The 19,872-nt window shown below is 70.9% G+C and carries 17 protein-coding genes; 6 read left to right on the plus strand and 11 right to left on the minus strand.

Translation table 11 applies throughout. The features are described 5' to 3' along the window. Positions 1-1,460: 1,460 nt before the first annotated feature. The gene (locus IG62_RS0126290; protein WP_030808163.1) at positions 1,461-2,042 is read right to left on the minus strand and encodes a Dps family protein; all 582 of its coding nucleotides are present in this window, start codon (positions 2,040-2,042) and stop codon (positions 1,461-1,463) included. 274 nt (positions 2,043-2,316) lie between these two features. On the opposite strand from IG62_RS0126290, the gene IG62_RS0126295 reads away from it, so the two are divergent. Then, a complete protein-coding gene (locus tag IG62_RS0126295; protein WP_037839368.1) occupies positions 2,317-3,480 on the plus strand; it encodes a low temperature requirement protein A in 1,164 nt (387 codons plus the stop codon). A 55-nt stretch (positions 3,481-3,535) separates the two neighbouring features. On the opposite strand, the gene IG62_RS0126300 is transcribed toward IG62_RS0126295, so the two are convergent. Next, a complete protein-coding gene (locus IG62_RS0126300) occupies positions 3,536-4,255 on the minus strand; it encodes an alpha/beta fold hydrolase (RefSeq protein WP_030808167.1) in 720 nt (239 codons plus the stop codon). Positions 4,256-4,276: 21 nt separating this feature from the next. Beyond that, entirely contained in the window at positions 4,277-5,248 is a 972-nt protein-coding gene (locus IG62_RS0126305; protein ID WP_030808169.1) for an alpha/beta hydrolase, read from the minus strand. A 363-nt stretch (positions 5,249-5,611) separates the two neighbouring features. Between IG62_RS0126305 and IG62_RS0126310 the strand changes: the two genes are divergently transcribed. The 5 genes from IG62_RS0126310 to IG62_RS0126330 all read left to right on the plus strand — a co-directional run bounded on the left by IG62_RS0126310 (position 5,612) and on the right by IG62_RS0126330 (position 10,011). Beyond that, the gene (locus IG62_RS0126310) at positions 5,612-7,501 is read left to right on the plus strand and encodes an amidohydrolase (protein WP_030808171.1); all 1,890 of its coding nucleotides are present in this window, start codon (positions 5,612-5,614) and stop codon (positions 7,499-7,501) included. A 103-nt stretch (positions 7,502-7,604) separates the two neighbouring features. Then, positions 7,605-8,267 carry a hydrolase gene (locus IG62_RS0126315; RefSeq protein WP_030808173.1) on the plus strand — a complete coding sequence of 221 codons (663 nt, stop codon included), beginning with the start codon at positions 7,605-7,607 and terminating at the stop codon, positions 8,265-8,267. Between the two features lie 37 nt (positions 8,268-8,304). Further along, positions 8,305-8,829, plus strand: coding sequence for a DoxX family protein (locus IG62_RS0126320; RefSeq protein WP_030808286.1), 525 nt, complete (start codon positions 8,305-8,307; stop codon positions 8,827-8,829). Next, complete coding sequence (locus tag IG62_RS0126325) at positions 8,810-9,547, plus strand: YoaK family protein (RefSeq protein ID WP_030808175.1); 738 nt, start codon at positions 8,810-8,812, stop codon at positions 9,545-9,547. Before IG62_RS0126320 ends, IG62_RS0126325 begins: the two co-directional genes overlap by 20 nt. Positions 9,548-9,663: 116 nt before the next feature. After that, entirely contained in the window at positions 9,664-10,011 is a 348-nt protein-coding gene (locus IG62_RS0126330) for a GNAT family N-acetyltransferase (protein ID WP_030808177.1), read from the plus strand. On the opposite strand, the gene IG62_RS0126335 is transcribed toward IG62_RS0126330, so the two are convergent. The 8 genes from IG62_RS0126335 to IG62_RS0126370 all read right to left on the minus strand — a co-directional run bounded on the left by IG62_RS0126335 (position 10,004) and on the right by IG62_RS0126370 (position 19,777). Then, positions 10,004-10,834: a carbohydrate ABC transporter permease gene (locus tag IG62_RS0126335; protein WP_199812530.1), complete on the minus strand. Its 831-nt coding sequence runs from the start codon at positions 10,832-10,834 to the stop codon at positions 10,004-10,006. The two genes, IG62_RS0126330 and IG62_RS0126335, sit on opposite strands and share 8 nt — an antisense overlap. After that, a complete protein-coding gene (locus IG62_RS0126340) occupies positions 10,831-11,742 on the minus strand; it encodes a carbohydrate ABC transporter permease (protein ID WP_030808183.1) in 912 nt (303 codons plus the stop codon). Before IG62_RS0126340 ends, IG62_RS0126335 begins: the two co-directional genes overlap by 4 nt. Continuing rightward, a complete protein-coding gene (locus IG62_RS0126345) occupies positions 11,739-12,989 on the minus strand; it encodes a sugar ABC transporter substrate-binding protein (RefSeq protein ID WP_030808186.1) in 1,251 nt (416 codons plus the stop codon). Before IG62_RS0126345 ends, IG62_RS0126340 begins: the two co-directional genes overlap by 4 nt. A gap of 115 nt (positions 12,990-13,104) precedes the next feature. Further along, positions 13,105-13,869, minus strand: coding sequence for an alpha/beta fold hydrolase (locus IG62_RS0126350; RefSeq protein WP_234326750.1), 765 nt, complete (start codon positions 13,867-13,869; stop codon positions 13,105-13,107). Positions 13,870-13,994: 125 nt separating this feature from the next. Then, positions 13,995-16,739, minus strand: a complete 2,745-nt coding sequence (locus tag IG62_RS0126355) for a helix-turn-helix transcriptional regulator (RefSeq protein ID WP_030808192.1) — start codon at positions 16,737-16,739, stop codon at positions 13,995-13,997. 192 nt (positions 16,740-16,931) lie between these two features. Then, positions 16,932-17,957: a helix-turn-helix domain-containing protein gene (locus tag IG62_RS42320; RefSeq protein WP_051798619.1), complete on the minus strand. Its 1,026-nt coding sequence runs from the start codon at positions 17,955-17,957 to the stop codon at positions 16,932-16,934. Positions 17,958-18,077: 120 nt separating this feature from the next. Next, positions 18,078-18,695 carry an FMN reductase gene (locus IG62_RS0126365; protein WP_030808198.1) on the minus strand — a complete coding sequence of 206 codons (618 nt, stop codon included), beginning with the start codon at positions 18,693-18,695 and terminating at the stop codon, positions 18,078-18,080. Beyond that, complete coding sequence (locus tag IG62_RS0126370; RefSeq protein WP_030808201.1) at positions 18,692-19,777, minus strand: LLM class flavin-dependent oxidoreductase; 1,086 nt, start codon at positions 19,775-19,777, stop codon at positions 18,692-18,694. Before IG62_RS0126370 ends, IG62_RS0126365 begins: the two co-directional genes overlap by 4 nt. Positions 19,778-19,872 lie beyond the last annotated feature (95 nt).

Raw genomic sequence — 19,872 nt, forward strand, 5'->3', positions numbered from 1 at the left:
AACATATCTGGCGTTGACTTTTGGCACGCTGTTGAGTTCTCAAGGAACGGACGCTTCCTTTGTGCCTGTTTCACCAGGCTCTCCGGGCGCTTCCCTTCGATCTTGCGTTTCCGACTCTATCAGATCCTTGCGGCTCCGATTTTCGCCGGTGCGTTTCGGCCTTTCGGCTTCTTCGCGGCTCCAACCTTACCAGATCCGTTTCCGTCTCCGGCGCCCTGTTGGAGCGGGCTCGGCCGTTCGGCTTTCGCTTTTCGACCTTTCCGACTGTACCAGATTAAATTTCGCTTCCGTTTCCGGTCGAATTCGATTCTGATTCCCTGTCGGGGTCACTACTTTAGCGAAATTCCTCGGTGACTCATAATCGAGTCCCGATGCCAAATTCGGGCATGCCGAAGCTGTTCCCCGTAAGGGGCCGTGCAGTAGTGGCGTGCCGCGAAGCGGCGAGATGGCTGCCGTGGGACCTGTCGGCTCCGCGGCAACTCGAAGAACTTACACGATCCTGTGGGTGCGGCACGACTTGGGGGCACGTCCGCGGTGGTGAGAGCCATCCCGGGCCCGCTAGGTTGCCCGGCCCAACCGGTCGCTGGGGCACCCACAGGCAGGCGCATTCCGACGAGATGATCTGCCCGGGTCAGCACACTCGCTGTGGGAGGCCGCCGGCGAGGGGTCGTGAGGGGACGCCGCCGCTCCCTCACGACCTACCTGGCCTGCCCGGGCACCTTGACGACTACGTCTGCCTCAGCGCGCCGCAACCGTGCCTGGCAATCACCGAGATCGAGACCGGGGGTGCCAGCCTGGAGCGTCGACGTGGACTCGACAGCCGGCTGGGCGAGCGCCATGACGCTCCGCCAGAATCAGTGTCGAACGAGCGGCAAGATGTTCCCCAGCCGCCCCTCACGAAGTCGTGGTATGGCGCTCCTCACCCGCGTTCCGCTGCGCGAAGCCGCAGGTGAGACACGTGGCGCGAGCCAGCGACACGCTCCACGTGGTGGACTTTGGAGACCAGGTCGAGCACACCCGGCCGCGCCGGGCGAATCCGGACGAACCCGCAGGTCAGCGCTGCTTCCGTGCCCGCTCCAAAATCACCACACACTCCACATGATGCGTCATCGGAAAGAGGTCGGCCTGAGCCGATCTGCGAAAAGACCAGGTCAGCGCCCATATTTTGGCGCGTTGTCCCGTGTTCGGGTGCCAGGAGCGTCAAACGAGCGTCAGGACGACATCCCTCCCTCGTCTTCGGGCGGAACTGCCCGGGCCGGCCGGGTGCGCAGATCCTCAACCGGACCCTTCGGCAAGGACATCGACCAGGCGCGGCTGGACCGCGTGGCAGGGTCGGTATCACCTCGTCCACGTGGGTCTCGCTGTCGGCGCCCCGGGCTCGTGATCGGTGCAGCCTGCCGCTCATACGCTTGCGGCGCGCGAACGACGGGCGGGCGGTTCGAAGCGCGATGAGGAGGCGCTCAGGCACGGACACGGACCAAGGGCGTATCGACCAGGTGTTCGGCGAGGAACCACGCCTGGAGTTCGCCGGTCCGGATCACCTGGGAGACCAGTAGGTCGTTGGTGCCGTCGTCGCCCAGCTCGGCGGTGCGGGTGGCCGCGTCATGGGCCTCCGTCAGGATGGCCTCGTGGGCCTCCAGCAGTCGCGAGAGCATCGCCGGGACCTCCTCCACACCGTCCGGAGGGCGCGGGATCGACGTGATCTGGGCGACGTGCCGGGGATCGCCCACAGCGACACCGCCCAGGGTCTGGACCCGTTCGGCGAGGGCGTCGACGAGTTCCAGCTGTTCCCCCGCGTGCTTGTCCAGCACCAGGTGGAGCTGGTAGAAGGTCGCCCCGCGCATCAGCCAGTGGTGCTTCTTGTAGAGGCCGTAAAGGATCTGGGTGTCCGCGAGGACCTTGTTGAGGCGCTGGCAGGAGTACATGCGCGTCTCGTAGGACAGGCCGAGGGGGAACTGCTTCACGGTCCCGAAGTCCTGGATGATCTCGCCCTTCTGGTGCAGCCACGGCTGGCTGCCGACGTGCTGGGATTTGATGGTCATGTTCCGCCTCCTGCTGTCTGGCTGTGGACACGAGTGACGCTAGGTGCCGACACGGTGGGTGTGTTGCCCGGAAGCGCACATGCACGTGCTCGGGAGCGCACGGAACGAGCCGTGCGCGCCCTGGTTCACTCTCGGGCAAGCCCCCGTGCGCCGGCGGGCACGGCCCAGGTCCTCGTCCCGCCTAACGTCGCTGACGACGTGGGCCGGGGGGACGACGAGGAGAGGCATGATGCCGAGCGAGCAGCGGAGGGTGGATCGCGCTCCGGGAGCCTCTGTGCTGAGCCTGCGGGGGCGGGACCCGAGGGAGGCGCACAGAACCGCCACGACGCTGGAGTGCTTTTTCGACCTGTGCTTCGTCATCGCGGTCGCGCAGGCGTCCGCGTGTCTGAGCACGGCGGTGACGAGCGGGCACTGGCTCACCGGTGCCCTGCGCTTCGCGCTGGTCTTCTTCACGATCTGGTGGGCCTGGATGAACTGCACCTGGTTCGCATCCGCCTATGACCCTGACGACGTCCCCTACCGGTTGACGGTGCTGGTCCAGATCGCGGGCTCCCTCATTCTCGCCGCCGGTGTCCCCAGCGCGTTCGAGGACGGCGATCTGCGCGTCGTCACGTTCGGATACGTCGTCCTGCGTACGACGCTGGCCACGCTGTGGCTGCGTGTCGCACGCTCGGATCCCGGTCGGCGGCGGACCGCGCTCCGCTTCGCCGCGGGAGTGACGGTTTGTCAGGTCGGCTGGGTCGGGGTGCTTCCCCTCCCGGCCCTGGCGCGCCTGCCGGCCATCATCGCGTTGATCACTGCCGAGGTCTGCGTTCCGGTGTGGGCGCAGTCCGCCGGAATGACCCCGTGGCATCCGCACCACATCGCCGAGCGGTACGGGCTGTTCGTCCTCATCGTGCTGGGTGAGTCCGTCGCGGCCGCCGCGGCGGCGGTCCGCGGTGCCCTGAACCGGGACCATGGCACCGCGGCCCTGTACCTGCTGGCGGCGGGTGGCCTGCTTCTCGTCTTCGCCCTGTGGTGGCTGTACTTCGCCCGGCCGGCCCACACCCTGCTCGCCACCTCGCACCAGGCCCATCGCAGGAGGTTCACCTGGGCGTACGGCCACTACCTGATCTTCGCCTCGGCAGCCGCCGAGGGAGCCGGTCTGGCGGCGTACGCCCAGCTGATCACAGGGCGCACCGGTGCCCCGCCGTTGTCGGCGGGTGGCGCGGTCACGGTGCCGGCGGCGGTCTTCCTCGTCACCGTATGGGCCGTGCATGTCCGGCCGCACCGGCGGAGCCGGGTCGAACAGCTTGCCTTTCCCGCGGCGGCGGTGGCCGTCCTGACGGCCACTCATTCGCCGGCGCCGGCCCTTCTCGCCGCTGTGGCCGCGGCGGTCCTGGTCGTCGTGGTCACGCTGGTCGACCGGGCCGAGCGGGTACGGCGAGAGGAGCCGTGAGACGGAAGGGGGTGCCGCCCGGAGTACTTCTCCGTGCGGCACCCCTTTCCCCTGGTCAGCTCGTGGCGCGCACCGCCTCGCGGATCAGGTCGGCGACCTGCTTCGGCTGGGAGACGGCGACCGCGTGCGAGGCGCCCTCGATCTCGACGACGGTCGCCCCCGCGCGCTTCGCGCCGAAGCGCTCCACCTCGGGGTTGATCGCGTTGTCGGCGCCCGCGATCAGTGCCCAGGACGGCTTGGCCTTCCAGGCGGCCGCGGGGGCCGTCTCCTCGAAGGCGGCGGCGGCCAGCGGGCGCTGCGCCACGGCCAGGACCGTGGTGACATCTTCGGGGACGTCCGCGGCGAAGACCGAGGGGAAGGCGTCCGCGGCGATGGTGACCTCGACGGCCGGGTCGCCGTCCGCGACGGGGTACGTCCACTGCTTGAGGTTGCTCACCAGCGGGGAGAGCGGGAAGCGGCCCTGCAGCTCGCCGAGGCTCTCGCCCTCTTCGAGGACGTAGGCGGCCACGTAGACCAGCCCGACGACGTTCTCCGTGGTGCCGGCGACGGTGATCAGCGCACCCCCGTAGGAGTGGCCGACCAGCACGACGGGGCCGTCGATCTGGGCGGCCACGGAGGCGATGTACGCGGCGTCCGAGGCCAGGCCGCGCAGCGGGTTCGGCGGGGCGATGACCGGGATGTCGTGGCGCTGGAGCTCCTCGATGACGCCGGACCAGCTGGCCGCGTCGGCGAAGGCGCCGTGGACGAGGACGACGGTGGGAGTGGTGGTGCTCATGTCTGCTGGATCTCCTCGCGGTCAGGCGGTGTGCAGAGCGGCGCGCAGGGTGCCGGCGGCCATCGTGATGGCGGCCCGGGCGGCGTGGGTCCCGCACAGGTCGTTGAGCATCACGAAGTCGTGGATGATGCCCTGGAAGCGCACGGCGGTGACGGGGACGCCGGCCTCGCGGAGCTTGCCCGCGTACGCCTCGCCCTCGTCGCGCAGGACGTCGGCCTCGCCGGTGATGACCAGGGCCGGGGGCAGGCCGGTGAGCTGCTCGGTGGTGGCGCGCAGCGGGGAGGCGGTGATCTGGGCGCGCTCGGTCTCGTCGGTCGTGTACTGGTCCCAGAACCACTGCATGCCGTCGCGGCGCAGGAAGTAGCCGGTTGCGAACTGGTGGTAGGACGGCGTGTCGAAGTTCGCGTCCGTCACCGGGTAGAACAGCACCTGCTGCACCAGGGGGACATCGCCGCGCTCCTTGGCCATCAGGGTGAGGGCGGCGCTCATGTTGCCGCCGACGGAGTCCCCGGCCACGGCCAGCCGCGTGCCGTCCAGGCCCTTGGCGGCGCCCTCCTCCACGACCCACCGTGCGACCGCGTAGTTCTGCTCGATGGCGACCGGGTAGCGGTGCTCGGGCGAGAGGTCGTACTCGGGGAAGACCACCGCGGCGTCCGCGCCGACGGCGAGTTCGCGCACCAGGCGGTCGTGGGTGTGGGCGTTGCCGAACACCCAGCCGGCGCCGTGGATGTAGAGGATCACCGGGAGAGTGCCGGTGACGCCGGCGGGCTTGACGATGCGGGCCCGGACACTGCCCGTGGGGCCGCCGGGGACGGTGATCCACTCCTCGTCGATCGCCGGCTTGTCGATGTCGCCGGACTGCACCTCGTCGACGGCCTTGCGCCCTTCCGCCGGAGGCAGGTCGAAGAGGTAGGGCGGGTTGGCGGTCGCCTCCGCGAAGGCGGCTGCCGCGGGTTCCAGTACCGGCTGAACCGGCTCGACGGTGTGGGACATGTGCCTCTCCCGATGTTCCAAGGGACTGTTTCGTGTGGTGCGCCGGTCACGCTAGGGAGCGTTGCCGGGGCGGGATTCTCCGTGCGCGCACCACCGCTGTTCCGCCAGCGCACTGCGGACTTCCGGCCGCCTTGCGAGCTCGTGGGGGCCTGGGCGACGCAGTGCACTGTGGGACCAAGTCCGGTGCACTGCGGAGACATTGCCGCAGATCGGCCGTGCCTATCGTGAGGGCGAAAGCGAGACCGCGGCCCCTTGCCGGGTCTGCCCTCCATCCCACTGTCGCGGCCCGTATCCCGGACTTCTCCCTGGCGCGCCGCGAGTGGACGGAACCGAACTCCCCTGTCCCGGAAAGGACTTCAAGAGATGTCGACAATGCCGGTCGGCGGGCTCGTTCCGCATGCCGCCGACGATGCCGCAGACCTCGTCGTCCGCAACGCGAAGATCCACACAGGCGACCCGAGACGCCCGCAGGCCGAGGCGCTCGCCGTCCGGGACGGTGTCATCACCGTCATCGGGGACGACAAGGACGTCGCCGAGTACGTCGGTGGCGGCACGAAGGTGGTCGATGCCCTCGGGCGACGGATCGTACCGGGCCTCAACGACGCCCATCTGCACGTGATCCGCGGGGGCCTGAACTACGTGCTGGAGCTGCGCTGGGACGGGGTGCGCAGCCTGCGGCAGGGGCTGGCGATGCTGCGTGAGCAGGCCGCGCGCACTCCGAAGGGCCAGTGGGTGCGGGTGGTGGGCGGCTGGTCCGCGGAGCAGTTCGCCGAGCGCCGGCTGCCGACCGTCGCCGAACTGAACGCGGCCGCCCCGGACACCCCGGTGTTCGTCCTGCACCTGTACCAGTCGGCCGTGCTGAACCGGGCGGCGCTCAAGGCCGCCGGCTTCACCAGGGACACGCCCGACCCCAAGGGCGGCCAGATCGTGCGCGGCCGGGACGGGGAACCGACCGGCATGCTGCTGGCCGCGCCCAGCGCCCTCATCCTCTACTCGACCCTCGCCAAGGCGCCTGTGCTGGAGGGAGAGGACAAGAAGACCTCCACCCGCCATTTCCTGCGCGAGCTGAACAGGTTCGGGCTGACCTCGGCGATCGACGCCGCCGGCGGCTTCCAGAACTTCCCCGACAACTACGCCACCGTCATCGAACTGGCCAAGGCGGGCCAGTTGTCGATGCGCATCGCCTACCACCTCTTCCCGCAGACCCCGGGGCAGGAGGTCGACGATCTCGCCCGCTGGATCGAGATGGCCCGCCCGGAGGACGGGGACGCATGGTTGCGCCTCAACGGCGCGGGCGAGAACCTCACCTGGGCCGCCGCGGACTTCGAGAACTTCGCCGAGCCGCGTCCGGAACTCGCGCCGGACTACGAGGCCGAGTTCGAGAAGGCCGTACGTCTCCTCATGGAGAACGGGTGGGGGTTCCGGCTGCACGCCACCTACGACGAAACGATCCGCCGGGACCTCGCGGTGTTCGAGAAACTTGCCGCGGAAGGGCTCTTCCCGGCCGGTAACCGGTGGCTTTTCGACCACGCCGAGACCGTCTCCGCACACAGCCTCGACCGCGTCGCCGCCCTCGGCGGAGCCATGTCCGTGCAGAACCGGCTGTCCTTCCAGGGCGAGGCGTTCCTGCGGCGCTACGGCCCGGGCAGAGCCGCGGACGCCCCGCCGATCCGGGCCATGCTGGACCGCGGCCTGACCGTGGCCGCCGGCACCGACGCCACCCGGGTCTCCACCTACAACCCGTGGGTGGCCCTGCACTGGCTGGTCAGCGGCCGTACCGTCGGTGATCTGGCGCTGCGCCCGCCGGCGAACCGCGTCGACCGGCAGACCGCGCTCGCGCTGTTCACCCGCGCCGGTGCCGCGCTGACCGGCGAGGAGGAGGTCAAGGGCGTACTGCGGCCCGGATGCTACGCGGACCTGGCGATCCTCTCCGAGGACTACTTCACAGTGCCCGAGCCGCAGATCCCGCACATCGAGTCGCTGCTGACGGTGACCGGCGGCCGGATCGTCTACGCGGCCGGCACGTACGAGGGGCTCGACGAGGAACTTCCGCCCGTCAGCCCTGCCTGGAGCCCGGTGGCCCACTTCGGCGGCTACCAGGCGTCCCGCGGGGCGGCCCTGCTCGGCGCGCGCCAGGCGGAGTCGATCGGCCAGGCCGTCGCCGAGTCGGAGCAGCACCGCCAGTGGCGCATCGCCCGCGGGCTCGTCCCGGAGACCGCGAGCACGCCCTTCGATCCCTGCTTCGACCTCTGAACTCCCGGCATGGGCCGGATCTTGAGCCGGCCCCTGCCGGGCCAACCCACCACACTCCGTCCGCACACGGACGGCTCTGCCGTAACGAGAAAGGCTCACCCCCATGGTCAACATCAGCGACGTCACCGCGGCCCCCAGCCCCGACCTGCTCACCCCCGACAACTGCGCCGTGCTCTTCGTGGACCACCAGCCGCAGATGTTCTTCGCCGCCGCCAGCGGCGACCGCACCTCGATCATGAACGCCACCGAGGGCCTGGCGAAGGCCGCCAAGGTCTTCGACGTGCCGACCGTGCTCAGCACCGTGGCCGCCGAGTCCTTCTCCGGCCCGATCATGCCGCAGCTGGCCGCGGTCTTCCCCGGCCAGAAGATCATCGACCGCACCTCGATGAACGCCTGGGAGGACGTGCCCTTCGTCGAGGCCGTCAAGGCGACCGGCCGCAAGAAGCTGGTCATCGCCGGCCTGTGGACCGAGGTCTGTGTCGTCCTGCCGACGCTGTCCGCCCTCGCCCAGGGCTATGAGGTCTACGTCGTCACGGACGCCTCCGGCGGTGTCAGCCCGCAGGCCCACGAGCACGCGATCCAGCGGATGATCCAGGCCGGCGCGATTCCGGTGACGTGGGTGCAGGTGCTCCTGGAGCTCCAGCGGGACTGGGCGCGCACGGAGACGTACGTCCCGGTCACCGAGGTCGTCAAGGAGCACGCCGGCGCCTACGGCCTCGGGGTCGTCTACGCGCAGGCCGTCATCGGCGCCCACGCCGCCGGCTGACCGCACCGATTCCGATCCAGGAACAGGCAGGAACACGATGGACGCTGGACTGCTGGTCCTCCGGCTGGTGGTGGGCTTGCTCATCGCCGGTCACGGGGTGCAGAAGGTGAGCTTCCGACTCGGAGGCAACGGCTTGGCGGGCGGAACCGAGGAGTTCCGCCGCGACGGATTCCGCGGCGGTGTGCTGACGGCGCTCGTCGCGGGGGCCAGTCAGATCGGTTCCGGCCTGTTCCTGGCCCTCGGACTGCTCACGCCCCTGGCCGCGATGGCGGCGATGGGCGTGATGACGGTCGCGGGCTCGGTCAAGTGGCACAAGGGGCTGTGGGTGCAGAACGACGGCTACGAATACCCCCTGGTCCTCGTCACCGCCTCCGCCGCCCTGACCCTCACCGGGCCCGGACGGTGGTCCGTGGACCACGCGCTGGGCATCACCTCCTGGCCGGTGTGGGTCGCCGTCGCGGCGATCGTGCTGGGTCCGGCGAGCGGACTGCTCACCCGCGTGGTCCTGCACCGGTCGGGCACCGGGACGGAAGGGGTGCGGCATGCGCACGTTGCTGACTGACGCGGTCCGCACCCTCCTTCCCCGCGGCGAGGAACGTCACGGTCCGCTGCCCCCGCTGCTGCTGACCATGACGGTCGTCACCGGCCTGGTGGACTCGGTGAGCTATCTGGCCCTCGGACACGTCTTCGTCGCCAACATGACCGGCAACGTGGTCTTTCTGGGGTTCGCCCTGGGAGGCGCCGAGAGCCTGTCCGCGCTCGCGTCCGTCGTCTCGATGACCGCTTTCCTCCTGGGCGCGCTCGCGGGCGGCAGGCTCGGCACCCGGTTCGCCATGCACCGCGGGCACCTGCTGAGGGCGGCGACGGCGGTGCAGACGATGCTGGTCGCGGTCACCGTGGTGGTCGCCGCGGTGGCCGACGGCCGGGTCACCACCTCCGTGCAGTACACGCTGATCGTGTTCCTGGGGCTCGCCATGGGGCTGCAGAACGCGGTCGCCCGGCGCCTCGGCGTCCCGGACCTCACCACGACCGTGCTGACCCTGACGCTGACGGGCCTGGCCGCCGACTCCACCCCCGCCGGCGGCGAGGCGCCGCGCCCCGGCCGCCGGATCCTGTCCGTGCTCGCCATGTTCCTCGGCGCCCTGGTCGGAGCCGCGCTCCTGCTGCACGGCCATCTGGTCCTCGTCCTGAGCCTCATCCTGGTCCTGCTCGCGGTCACCTCCGTGACCAGCCATTTCCTCTCCGCCGCCGACGCCCCCTGGCTGCGGCCCCGGCCATGAACGCAGCGGTGACCACCCCCGGCTCGGACGCCGGAGCCGGACCTTCGACGCCTCCTCGGGCCCCTCGTCCCGGAGGTCCGGCACACCGCCGACCCGCACCCACCGAAAGGAACCCGATGAGCCGGCCCTCACCCGCCCCGACCGTCGAACGGGCAGACGACAGGCACCGTTACGAGATTCTGGTCGGCGGCCGGCTCGCCGGTCTGACCGCCTATCGCGACCATGCCGAGCAGCGGGTCTTCCACCACACGGAGGTCGACGACGCCTTCGCCGGACAGGGGCTGGCCGCGCGTCTGGTCCAGGAGGCCCTCACCGACGTACGCCGCTCAGGCATGCGCATCGTGCCGGTCTGCCCCTATGTGGCCAAGTACCTGAAGAAGCACGAGGAGTTCGCGGACATCACCGACCCGGTGACCCCGGAGATCCTGCGCCGGCTCGCGACGGAGCTGCGGACCCTCACCTGAGCGCGCCGCTGGTGGCGTCGGCGGTGAGGAAGCGCTGGGCGACGACCAGCAGCACCGCCGCCGGCACCGCCGCCAGGACCGCGGTGGCCATCACCGCGTTCCACTGGGTCGTGTGAGCACCGAGGTACTCGTAGAGGCCCAGGGTGAGCGGCCGGACTGCCTCGGTGGTGGTCAGTGTGAGACCGAAGAGGAAGTCGCTCCAGGTGAAAAGGAAGGTGAAGAGAGCGGCGGTGATCAGCGCGTTCCGGCTCAGCGGCAGCACCACGGCGCGGAAGGTGCGCAGCCTCCCGGCGCCGTCCATGCGCGCGGCTTCGATGATCTCCCGGGGAATGCCCCGCATGAACGAGTGCAGGATGATCACGGCGAACGGGACCCCGGCGGTGGAGTCCGCGAGGACGAGCCCCAGGCGGGAGTTCAGCAGTCCCAGGTCGTTGTAGGCGCTGTAGAGCGCGTTCGCCACGACGATGCCCGGCACCATCTGCGTGATCAGGACCCCGAAGAGTACGAGGCTGGTTCCCCGCAGGGAGAACCGGGCCAGGGCGTAGGAAGCCGGGGCTGCGAGCCCGAGGCTGAACGCGACGCTGCCGAGGGCCACGACGAGGCTGGTGACCAGATTGGGTCCCTGATCGCGCAGTGCCGTGGCGTAGCCGCTGAAGTCCGGGTGGGAAGGGAACCAGCCCGCCCGCAGTGTGGTGCCCGTCGGCTGCAGAGAGGCGTTCACCATCCAGTAGACGGGAAACAGCATCACCGCGAGCAGGACTGTTCCGACGACGGTGGCGAGCAGCCCACGGCGGCGTCCCCGCCGCACCGGACCGCCCCTCATGCGTGCGCGGCGCGCCGGTCGGCACGCAGGAAGACAAGGGCGAGGACGAGCGAGAGGACGATGAGTACGTTGCCCATGGCGGCGCCGCGCCCGAACTCGAACCGCTGGAAGGACAGTTCGTAGGACCGGGTGGCGAGGGTCTGCGTGGCGTCGGCCGGCCCTCCGCCCGTCACGACGAGGATGATGTCCAGGACCTTGAGGGTGTAGACCACGCCCAGCACCAGCACGACGCTGACGGCGGGCCGCAGCAGCGGCCAGGTGATGTGGCGGAACGACGCCACCGGACCGGCGCCGTCCAGCTCTGCCGCCTCGTACAGCTGGGCCGGGATGTTCCGCAGGCCGCTGTACAGGATCGCGGTGTTGAAGGGAATTCCCACCCAGATGTTGACGAGGGTCACCGACACGAGTGCCTGTGAGGTGCCGGTGAGCCAGGGGATGCCGGACGGCACGAGGTGGAGGGCGCGCAGTGCGTTGTTGACGACCCCGTCGTCGGCGTCGAGCATCCACTTCCACGTCGTGGCCGAGACGACCAGCGGCAGCAGCCACGGCAGCAGCAGGAGCGACCGCAGCAGGCCGCCGAGCGGGAAGCTGCGGCGGAAGAACAGGGCCAGGGCGAGACCGAGCACGAACTGCCCGGCGACCGAACCCGCGGTGAACAGGACCGTCGTCAGCAGCGCCCGGGAGAACAGGCCCGACGACAGGATCTCCGCGTAGTTCCGCAGCCCGACGAACGGCGCGGCCCCGGTGTAGAAGGTGGCGGTCGTGTACTGCTGGAAGCTCATCCCCAGGTTCTTGACGATCGGGTAGCCGAAGAACAGCAGCAGGTAGACCGCGGCGGGCACGACGAACAGCCATGGGGCGAGCAGTTCCCGCAAGCGGGTCCTGGGCGCGGCCGACGGCCCGGTCATGAACCGGTCGCGGTCCGCTGCGCGCGTCGGAGTGCCTCCTGCGGCGTCTGCTCGCCGGTCAGCGCGGACTGGATCGCCGTGGAGATCGCGGTCGCCGTCCCGGGCCACTTGACGCCGAGTTCGACGGTACGGGACCGGGCCCGCTCCACGCTGGTGACGAAGCCGGACATCGACGGGACCTGCTCGGCGTACCGGGCCGCCACCGCGGTGCGGGAGGGCACGGTGAAGTGCTCCTTCGCCGAGGCCAGCATGGTCGTGGGGCCGTTCAGGCAGGCCAGGACCTGGGCGGCTTTCTCCTGCCGGGACGGGGAGGAGTTCTGCGGTACCGTCCACACCTCGCCGCCGAGGGGCGTGACGAGCCTCTGCCCCTTCTGGCGGACGGGGAGGGGAGCCACTCCCCAGTGCAGGTCACGGTCCTTGTTCAGCGCGGGGATCCGCCAGGGGCCGTTGACCATCAGGGCGGTCTTTCCGGCGGCGAACTGGTCGTGGAGGTCGGCCTGGGTCCAGTTCAGTGCCGACTTCGACATGGATCCGCTCTTCACCAGGTCGGTCCACAGCCGGAGGGCCTGCGCGGCCTGCGGGGTGTCCAGGTGCTTCTCGTCCCCGCCGTTGGACCACAGGAAGGGCAGCAACTGCCAGGTGCTTTCGGGGGTGGCGTTGGCGGAGACGGCGATGCCGTAGCGCCCCTGGCGGGTCAGGCGGGCGGCCGCCGACTTCAGCTCGCCCCAGGTCCGGGGCACGGCGACACCGGCCTCGGCGAGCATGTCCTTGTTGTAGAAGAGGGCGATCGTGTTGACGGTGGGCGCCAGTCCGTAGACCTTTCCACGGTAGGTGCCCGCCGACAGGATGCCCTCGGCGAAGCCGGTGGTGTCGATGCGGTAGCGGTCCAGCGGCGTCAGGGCGCCGGTGCTCGCGATCTGCTGAAGGTCGGGGTTGTCGAGCATCAGCAGGTCGGGCAGGGTGCGTGACGACGCCTGCCGCAGGACCTTGGGTAGGAGCGACGGCGCCGGGACACTGGTGTGCTCGACCTTGACGCCGGCGGTCCTGCCGCAGTCGGTGAGCCGCTTGCTCCACTGGGCGTGCTCGGTCGCGTCGGTGTAGTAGTCGAGCGCGGTGAGGGAGGTCACCTTGTCCGGGGCCGATGCGGCGCCGGTCCCCCCGCCGCAGCCGGTGGCAGCCAGTGCGAGGGCGACGGTCCCGAGGAGGGTGGTGATCCGTCGCGCCGACGGTCTGGCCGATGAGTTCAAGGTGGTGCCTTCCGAGCGAGCCTGCGGTCGAGGCCAGGCGTCCGCGTCGCCGGGAGAGGCTTTGACACCGGCGTCTTACCGATCGAACAGGGATGTTAACCGATTGACCTGCTCATCAGCTGCGCGGGAGCCCGTAGTCGTCGCCGCGGTCCGTGCCCTGTTCGGCGGCTTCCCGGATCATCGCCGCCACGGCGCCGGGCTGCGACAGGACGACGCCGTGTGAACCGGCCAGCGAGTACTCGGTGGCCGCCATGCGCTGGGCCATGAAGCGCTGGGCCGTGGGGGCGAGCATCCGGTCGGCGGCCGCGATGGCGTACCACGACGGCTTGCAGGCCCAGCCCGGCGGCCCCGACGCACCGGTCAACGCCCGTCGCGCGATGGGGCGTTGGGTCACGGCCAGGGCGTCGGTGACGTGCGGTGGCAGGTCGGCGGCGAACGTCGCCCCGAACTGTTCCTCGACGAGGTACATCTCGTCCTCCGGGCCGCCGGAGAACCGGGCGGGCAGCGCTGCCGTGAGGGTGGTGTCGGTCACCGGCGCGGGGGCGAAGCGGCTCAGGATGTCCAGGACGGACTCCCCGGCGTCCAGGCCGAACGCCGCGACGTAGCACATGGCCACGATCTGGTCGGAGTCGCCGGCGGCATGGGTGATGACCGCGCCGCCGTAGCCGTGTCCGACCAGGACGACCGGGGCGTCGATCTGACGCACCACGCTCCTGATGTAGGCGGCGTCCTGCGCCAGTCCGCGCAGCGGGTTCGCCGGGGCGAGCACGGTCAGACCGGCGGCCTGCAGGAGGGGGACGACCCCGGCCCAGGAGGAGGCGTCGGTGAACGCCTCGTGCACGAGCACGACGGTCGGGGGGTGGGGGGCGGGTCCGTTCACGTTCCGATGACCTCCGGGTGAGTCCTGGCGTGCCAGCCAAGCGCATCGGGTCACCGCGGGCATCGCGTGAACGTACCAAGACGTGCCGGACGTACCGGATGTGGCAGACGTACCGGCGGATCCGCTCAGTCCTCGGGCAACGCCATGACCACATGGGTCAGTTGGACCCTTGAGTTGACCGACAGCTTGCGGAAGGCGGAGGTCAGGTGCGTGTTGACCGTGTGCGGGGAGACGACGAGCAGGTCGGCGGCCGACCGGTTGGTGTGGCCCGCGGCGACCAGGCGCGCGATCTTCTTCTCCGAGGCCGTGAGCGCCTCCCAGCCCTGGACCGGGCGCGGCGTGGCCGCCCTGCGGCGGCCGGCCCCGGCACGGTCCAGATCACGCTGCACGCGTGCCGCCGCGGCGTGGGCACCCGACTCGGCGAACAGGCCGTGGGCACGGGTCAGGGCGGCCTTGGCCTCGGCTCCCCGGCCTGCCGTCAGCAGTGCCCGGCCGAGGTCGGCCTGGGCTCCGGCCCGGACCAGCGGGCGCGGGCTTTCCTCCAGGAGTGTCACCGCGCGTTCCAGCAGGGCGAGGTCGCCCCGCACCAGGCCGGCGGCCTGGGCGGCGATGCCCGTGGCGGTGGGCACGGCCGGGTTGCGTGCGCCGTGGGCCTCGGCCTGTGCGGCCAGATCCTCGGCCAGCGCGTGGTCCGCGCCGCTGAGGGCCATGCGTATCGCGCAGTCGACCCAGGTGCGCAGCAGCCGCCAGCGCATGAAGGGACCTTCCTGCTGCATCTGCCGGATCCTGTCGAGGGCGAGCACGGTGTTCCCCTCGTCGTCGGCGATGAGCGCCTCCAGGAAGCGCACCGCTGCCGTGTTGCCCGGGTTCGGTTTGGTCGCGCGTCGTTCCCGCGCGGCGGTCAGCTGGTGCCGCGCCGCTTCCCGGTCGCCGCGCAGCAGGGCGATCCAGGAGCGGATCACCCGGGCGTTCACCTGCTGGACGCAGATGTGTACGTCTTTCTCCAGGCGCTCCATGGTGACCAGGTCGGCCTCCGCGTCGTCGAGGCCGCCCAGCCCCAGATGCTGCGAGGCCTGCGCCCACAGCAGCATGGTCTGCCGCACCGCGCCACCGTCGTCCGCCGCCCGCAGCAGCAGCCGCCGGCCGGTTTCGAAGTCGTCCATGTGCTGGTGGGCGACGATCTCCTCGGGAAGGAAGGCGGGGTCGACGGCGCTGAGCGCGGTGAAGCGTTCCAAGGCGACGGCGTTCGCACCGGCGTTGAGAGCGCTCTCCCCGAGCCCGAACAGGGCCAGGACGTGTGCCTCCCGGTCGCCGGTCGCGATGGCCGCACGCAGCGCGTTCTCGCCGGCGTCCAGTGCCACGCCGAGATCCTCGCCCCGGGAGAGGGCCAGCGCGCGCAGGGCGGTGAGCCGTGCCTCGACCTCCGGGGCGGCTCCGCCGAGCGCGAGGGCCGTCTCGGCGCGGCGGCGCAACTCCTCGGCGACGTCCATGTTCCACAGCGTCCCGCCGAGGGCGGCCTGGATCCGGCCGAACGTCTCCAGCGGCGGCCGGGCGGCCAGCAGCCGGTCGCCGGTCGCCAGCGCCTCGCGGTTCCGGCCGGCCCGGGTCAGACAGACGATCGCCTGCACACCGACGTCGTACCACAACGGCCGTCCGGGAGGCACCAGTTCAAGGGCGCGCGTCATCAGGTCGGCCGCGAGGCCCGGCGTGACCGACAGGACGTCGTCGGCCGCCTGCCGCAGCAGCGCCACCGCTTCGTCGTCTCCGGGCTGGGCGCCCCGGAGAATGTGCGACACCGCGTCGATCGGCCGGTGCCCGGCCGAGACCAGGTGTCCCGCGGCCTCCCGGTGCAGGGCCTTGCGGGCCGACGGCGGGATGTCCACGTAGACGGCCTGGCGCAGCAGGTCGTGCCGGAAGACCAGCTGGTCGCCGTCGTCGTCCAGGAGGCCGGCGCGCACCGCCTCCTCCAGCTCCGCGAGCAAGCCGGCGGACGGTTGACCGTAGAGCGCGGCGGCGTCGAGGAAGCCGAATCTGCGTCCCAGCACCGCTCCCATCTGCAGGAAGCGCAGGGTGCTGGGCTTCAGTGACCTGAGTCTGCCGCGGACGCCCACCACGAGCCCCTCGGGCACGGTCTCCCCCGACGGGCCGGTGGTCCGCAGTCCCGTGAGCATCTCGACCGCCAGGAACGGGTTCCCGCCGGCTCCGTCGAGCAGCTCCCGTACCCGCTCGTCGACGGCCGCGCCCAGGGTGTCGCCGGCCAGCTGGCCGATCGCCGTGCCGGAGAGCGGCCCCAGGGGCACGGTGACCGTCAGGAGCCTGTCCTCGGCTGCCGCGACGATCTCCTGCGCCGGGCCGTCGGGATCCTGCCGCCCGGTGAGCACCCACAGGACCGGCGATGTCCGCAGGCGTGTCGGGAGTTGCTTCAGGGCGAACCGGCTCAGTGAGTCGGCCCACTGCACGTCGTCCAGAGCGATCAGCACGGGCATCTCGGCGGCCCTGGCCTCGATCGCTTCCGCCACCCGCTCGACCAGCCAGATCCGCTGGTCGTGATGGCGGGTGAGGTCGGCGAACGCGTCACTGGTCAGCAGCGGCCGGTCACCGTACAGGAGGCAGGCTGCCAGCGACGAGAGCGGGACGATGTGGTGCAGCTCGTCGGCCTTGCCCAGACCGACCGAGAAGCATGCCGCGCCGGCCGTGGTGACGACCTCGCCGAGCAGCGCGGTCTTGCCGATGCCCGGCTCCCCTCGGAGCAGGACCAGCGCGCCACTCCCGGTGCGGACGACCGAGGCGAGCACGGCGCGCAGCTGTTCGAGTTCGGCCTCTCGGCCGCGCAGACCGCGCCGGGACAGCGACCCGTCCGACCGCTCCACCCACGCCCCTCTGTCCGCACTCGCCGACCGCCTCCGGTCCAGGCCACGCGGAGCGGCGATGTCGCCCTTCGCCGTCGCCCGCCCGCCCAGGTGGGGCCGGCAGGGGCACGGACGGCGCTCCGCGTGTCCACTATCGCAAGAACCGCAGCTCAGTGCATACCCCGGGGGTGCGTCCAGGGCCGTGCGGTGGCTCTAGGCGGCCGGTGGCGACGTGCGCGTACGACGCTCAAGTGCCGCGCAGTCCCGCCACTCGACGGGGGACATCCCGTAGGCGGCCCGGAACGCCCGGCTGAAGTGGGCGGCGCTGATGAAGCCCCACCGTCGGCCCACCGCGGCGATGGTCCGGCTCGCCGCGTCCCGGCGGGCCAGCTCACGTCGGCACTGCTCCAGCCGGCGGCCCTGGATCCACCGGCGGACGGTGGTGCCCTCGTTCTGGAAGAGGTTGTACAGGTAGCGCAGGGAGATCTGGTTGGCCCGGGCGATGGCCTCCGGGGCCAGGCCCGGATCCGCCAGGTGACGGTCGATGTACGCCTGGACCCGCATCAGCAGCACGCGGGCGGCGCTCGGTGTGCCCGTGGTGTCACCGCCGCGTCGCTCGTCGGCCAGCACCGTGAGCAGGTCCAGGACGTTGCGGGCGATCAGTTCGCCGACGTGCTGCGGATACGCGCCCGCGGTGTCCACGAGCCGGGACAAAAAGGGTGACAGCAGCTCGCCGAGGGGCGTCGTGGAGTCGAGGGGAGAGGCCGTGATCCGGCACAGGTCCGGCTCCCTCAGACTCAGCAGGTGCCGGGGCAGGACGAGGGCCTTCGTCTGGAAGGTATCGGGGAAGGTCAGCCGCAGGGGACGCGCCCGGTCGTAGACGAAGAGCTGCCCCGGCTCCACATACGCGTCGCGCGCGTCCTGCTCGACCCTGGCGAGACCTCTGCTCAGCAGCATCACGACCACGTGGTCGTCGCCGGTGGACCCTGCGATGAGCCGCGGTGTGCGCACGGTCTGCATGGCGTCGCTGTCCACCGTGACGCCCCGGGTCCGGCCCATCGGTGACGCATGGATCGTGCCGGAGAACACCTCCTCGGCGAGCTTGATGTCCACGGCTCCGAAGGTGTGGGCCACGGCGTCGCGCCAGTAGATCCGTCTTCGCTCCCTGGGCACCCCGTCCGTGGTGTAGAAGGTGCCCGCGGGCTGCTCCCCCGTCCCCTTCACCGATACGTCCGACATGATCTCCGCCCTTCAGCCGGTGTGCGTTGCGGACACCGTGCCAGCGGGGCGCTGGGTGGCGCATCGAGTGAACGCACTAGATCCGGGACGCGGGGCGGAGATGAAGGGGACCGCGAGGCCTCAGTCGAAGCGCAGGTCGGACAGCTGCCGTTCGAGGGCGGTGACCTCGTCGTCGGGCGTCGCCTCCGACGCCGGGCGCGCCACCATGGCGGCGGCCAGTTCACCGCCCGCCCGCTGGATGCGGGCGGGCAGGCCCTCGGTGTGGTCGTCGCCGCCGGACCCCCAGTCCTCGGACGCCGCGTACACCGCGGTGGGGACGACACCGGCGCGCAGGTAGGCGAAGAGCGGGCGCAGGGCGTGCTCCAGGACCAGGGAGTGGCGGGCCGTGCCTCCCGTCGCCGCGATCAGGACCGGAGTGCCCGTGAGGGCGTGCGGGTCGATGAGGTCGAAGAAGGACTTGAACAGCCCGCTGTAGGAGGCGGTGAACACGGGCGTCACGGCGATCAGGCCGTCCGCGCCCGTCACCGCGTCGATCGCGGACGCCAGTCGGGGCGGCGGGTAACCGGTCACGAGGTGGTTGGCGACGGCGACGGCCAGTTCGCGCAGCTCGATGACCTCGGCGTGTACGTGGTGGCCCTGAGCGGCCAGTTCGGCGCGGGCCGACTCGGCGAGCCGGTCGGCGAGCAGGCGGGTGGACGACGGGGTGCTCAGGCCCGCCGAGACGGCGACGAGCTTCACGCGGCGGACACCTCCCGCGCGGTCCGCAGGGACTCGTGGGTGGGCGCGTCCGGCACGTCGGCCGGGCGGCCGGTCGCGAACTCCTTGCGCAGCACCGGTACGACCTCCTCGCCGAGGATGTCGAGCTGCTCCAGCACGGTCTTCAGCGGCAGACCCGCGTGGTCCATCAGGAACAGCTGCCGCTGGTAGTCGCCGACGGTCTCACGGAAGGACAGCGTCCGCTCGATGACCTGCTGCGGTGACCCGACCGTCAGCGGAGTCTGCTCGGTGAAGTCCTCCAGGGACGGGCCGTGGCCGTAGACCGGCGCGTTGTCGAAGTACGGGCGGAACTCCCGTACCGCGTCCTGGGAGTTCCTCCGCATGAAGACCTGCCCGCCCAGGCCGACGATGGCCTCATCGGGCCGGCCGTGGCCGTGGTGGGCGTACCGTCGCCGGTACAGCTGGACCATCCGTCGCGTGTGGTCGGCGGGCCAGAAGATGTTGTTGTGGAAGAAGCCGTCGCCGTAGAAGGCGGCCTGCTCGGCGATCTCGGGCGAGCGGATCGAGCCGTGCCACACGAACGGCGGTACGCCGTCCAGCGGGCGGGGCGTGGACGTGAAGCCCTGCAGGGGCGTGCGGAACGTCCCCTCCCAGTCGACGACGTCCTCGCGCCACAGGCGGCGCAGCAGCGCGTAGTTCTCCTTGGCGAGGTTGATGCCCTGCCGGATGTCCTGCCCGAACCACGGATACACCGGCCCGGTGTTGCCCCGCCCCATCATCAGGTCCACCCGGCCGCCGGCCAGGTGCTGGAGCATCGCATAGTCCTCCGCGATCTTCACCGGGTCGTTGGTGGTGATGAGTGTCGTGGCGGTGGAGAGGATCAACTTCTCCGTGCGGGCCGCTATGTAGCCGAGCATCGTGGTCGGGGATGACGGCACGAACGGCGGGTTGTGGTGCTCGCCGGTGGCGAAGACGTCCAGGCCGACCTCCTCCGCCTTGAGCGCGATGGCGACCATCGCCTTGATGCGCTCGTGCTCCGAGGGGGTACGGGCGTTGGTGGGGTCGGGGGTGACGTCCCCCACCGTGAAGATTCCGAACTGCATGGGCGCCTCTTCGTTCCGGCGGACTGTATGGATGCCGGAAATGTAGGCAGGGCTCGGGCGGTGCCCCTTGCCCGTGCGTGCAGCGGAGCTGGTCC

Source organism: Streptomyces sp. NRRL S-337 (genome assembly GCF_000720175.1).
Taxonomy (GTDB): domain Bacteria; phylum Actinomycetota; class Actinomycetes; order Streptomycetales; family Streptomycetaceae; genus Streptomyces; species Streptomyces siderophoricus.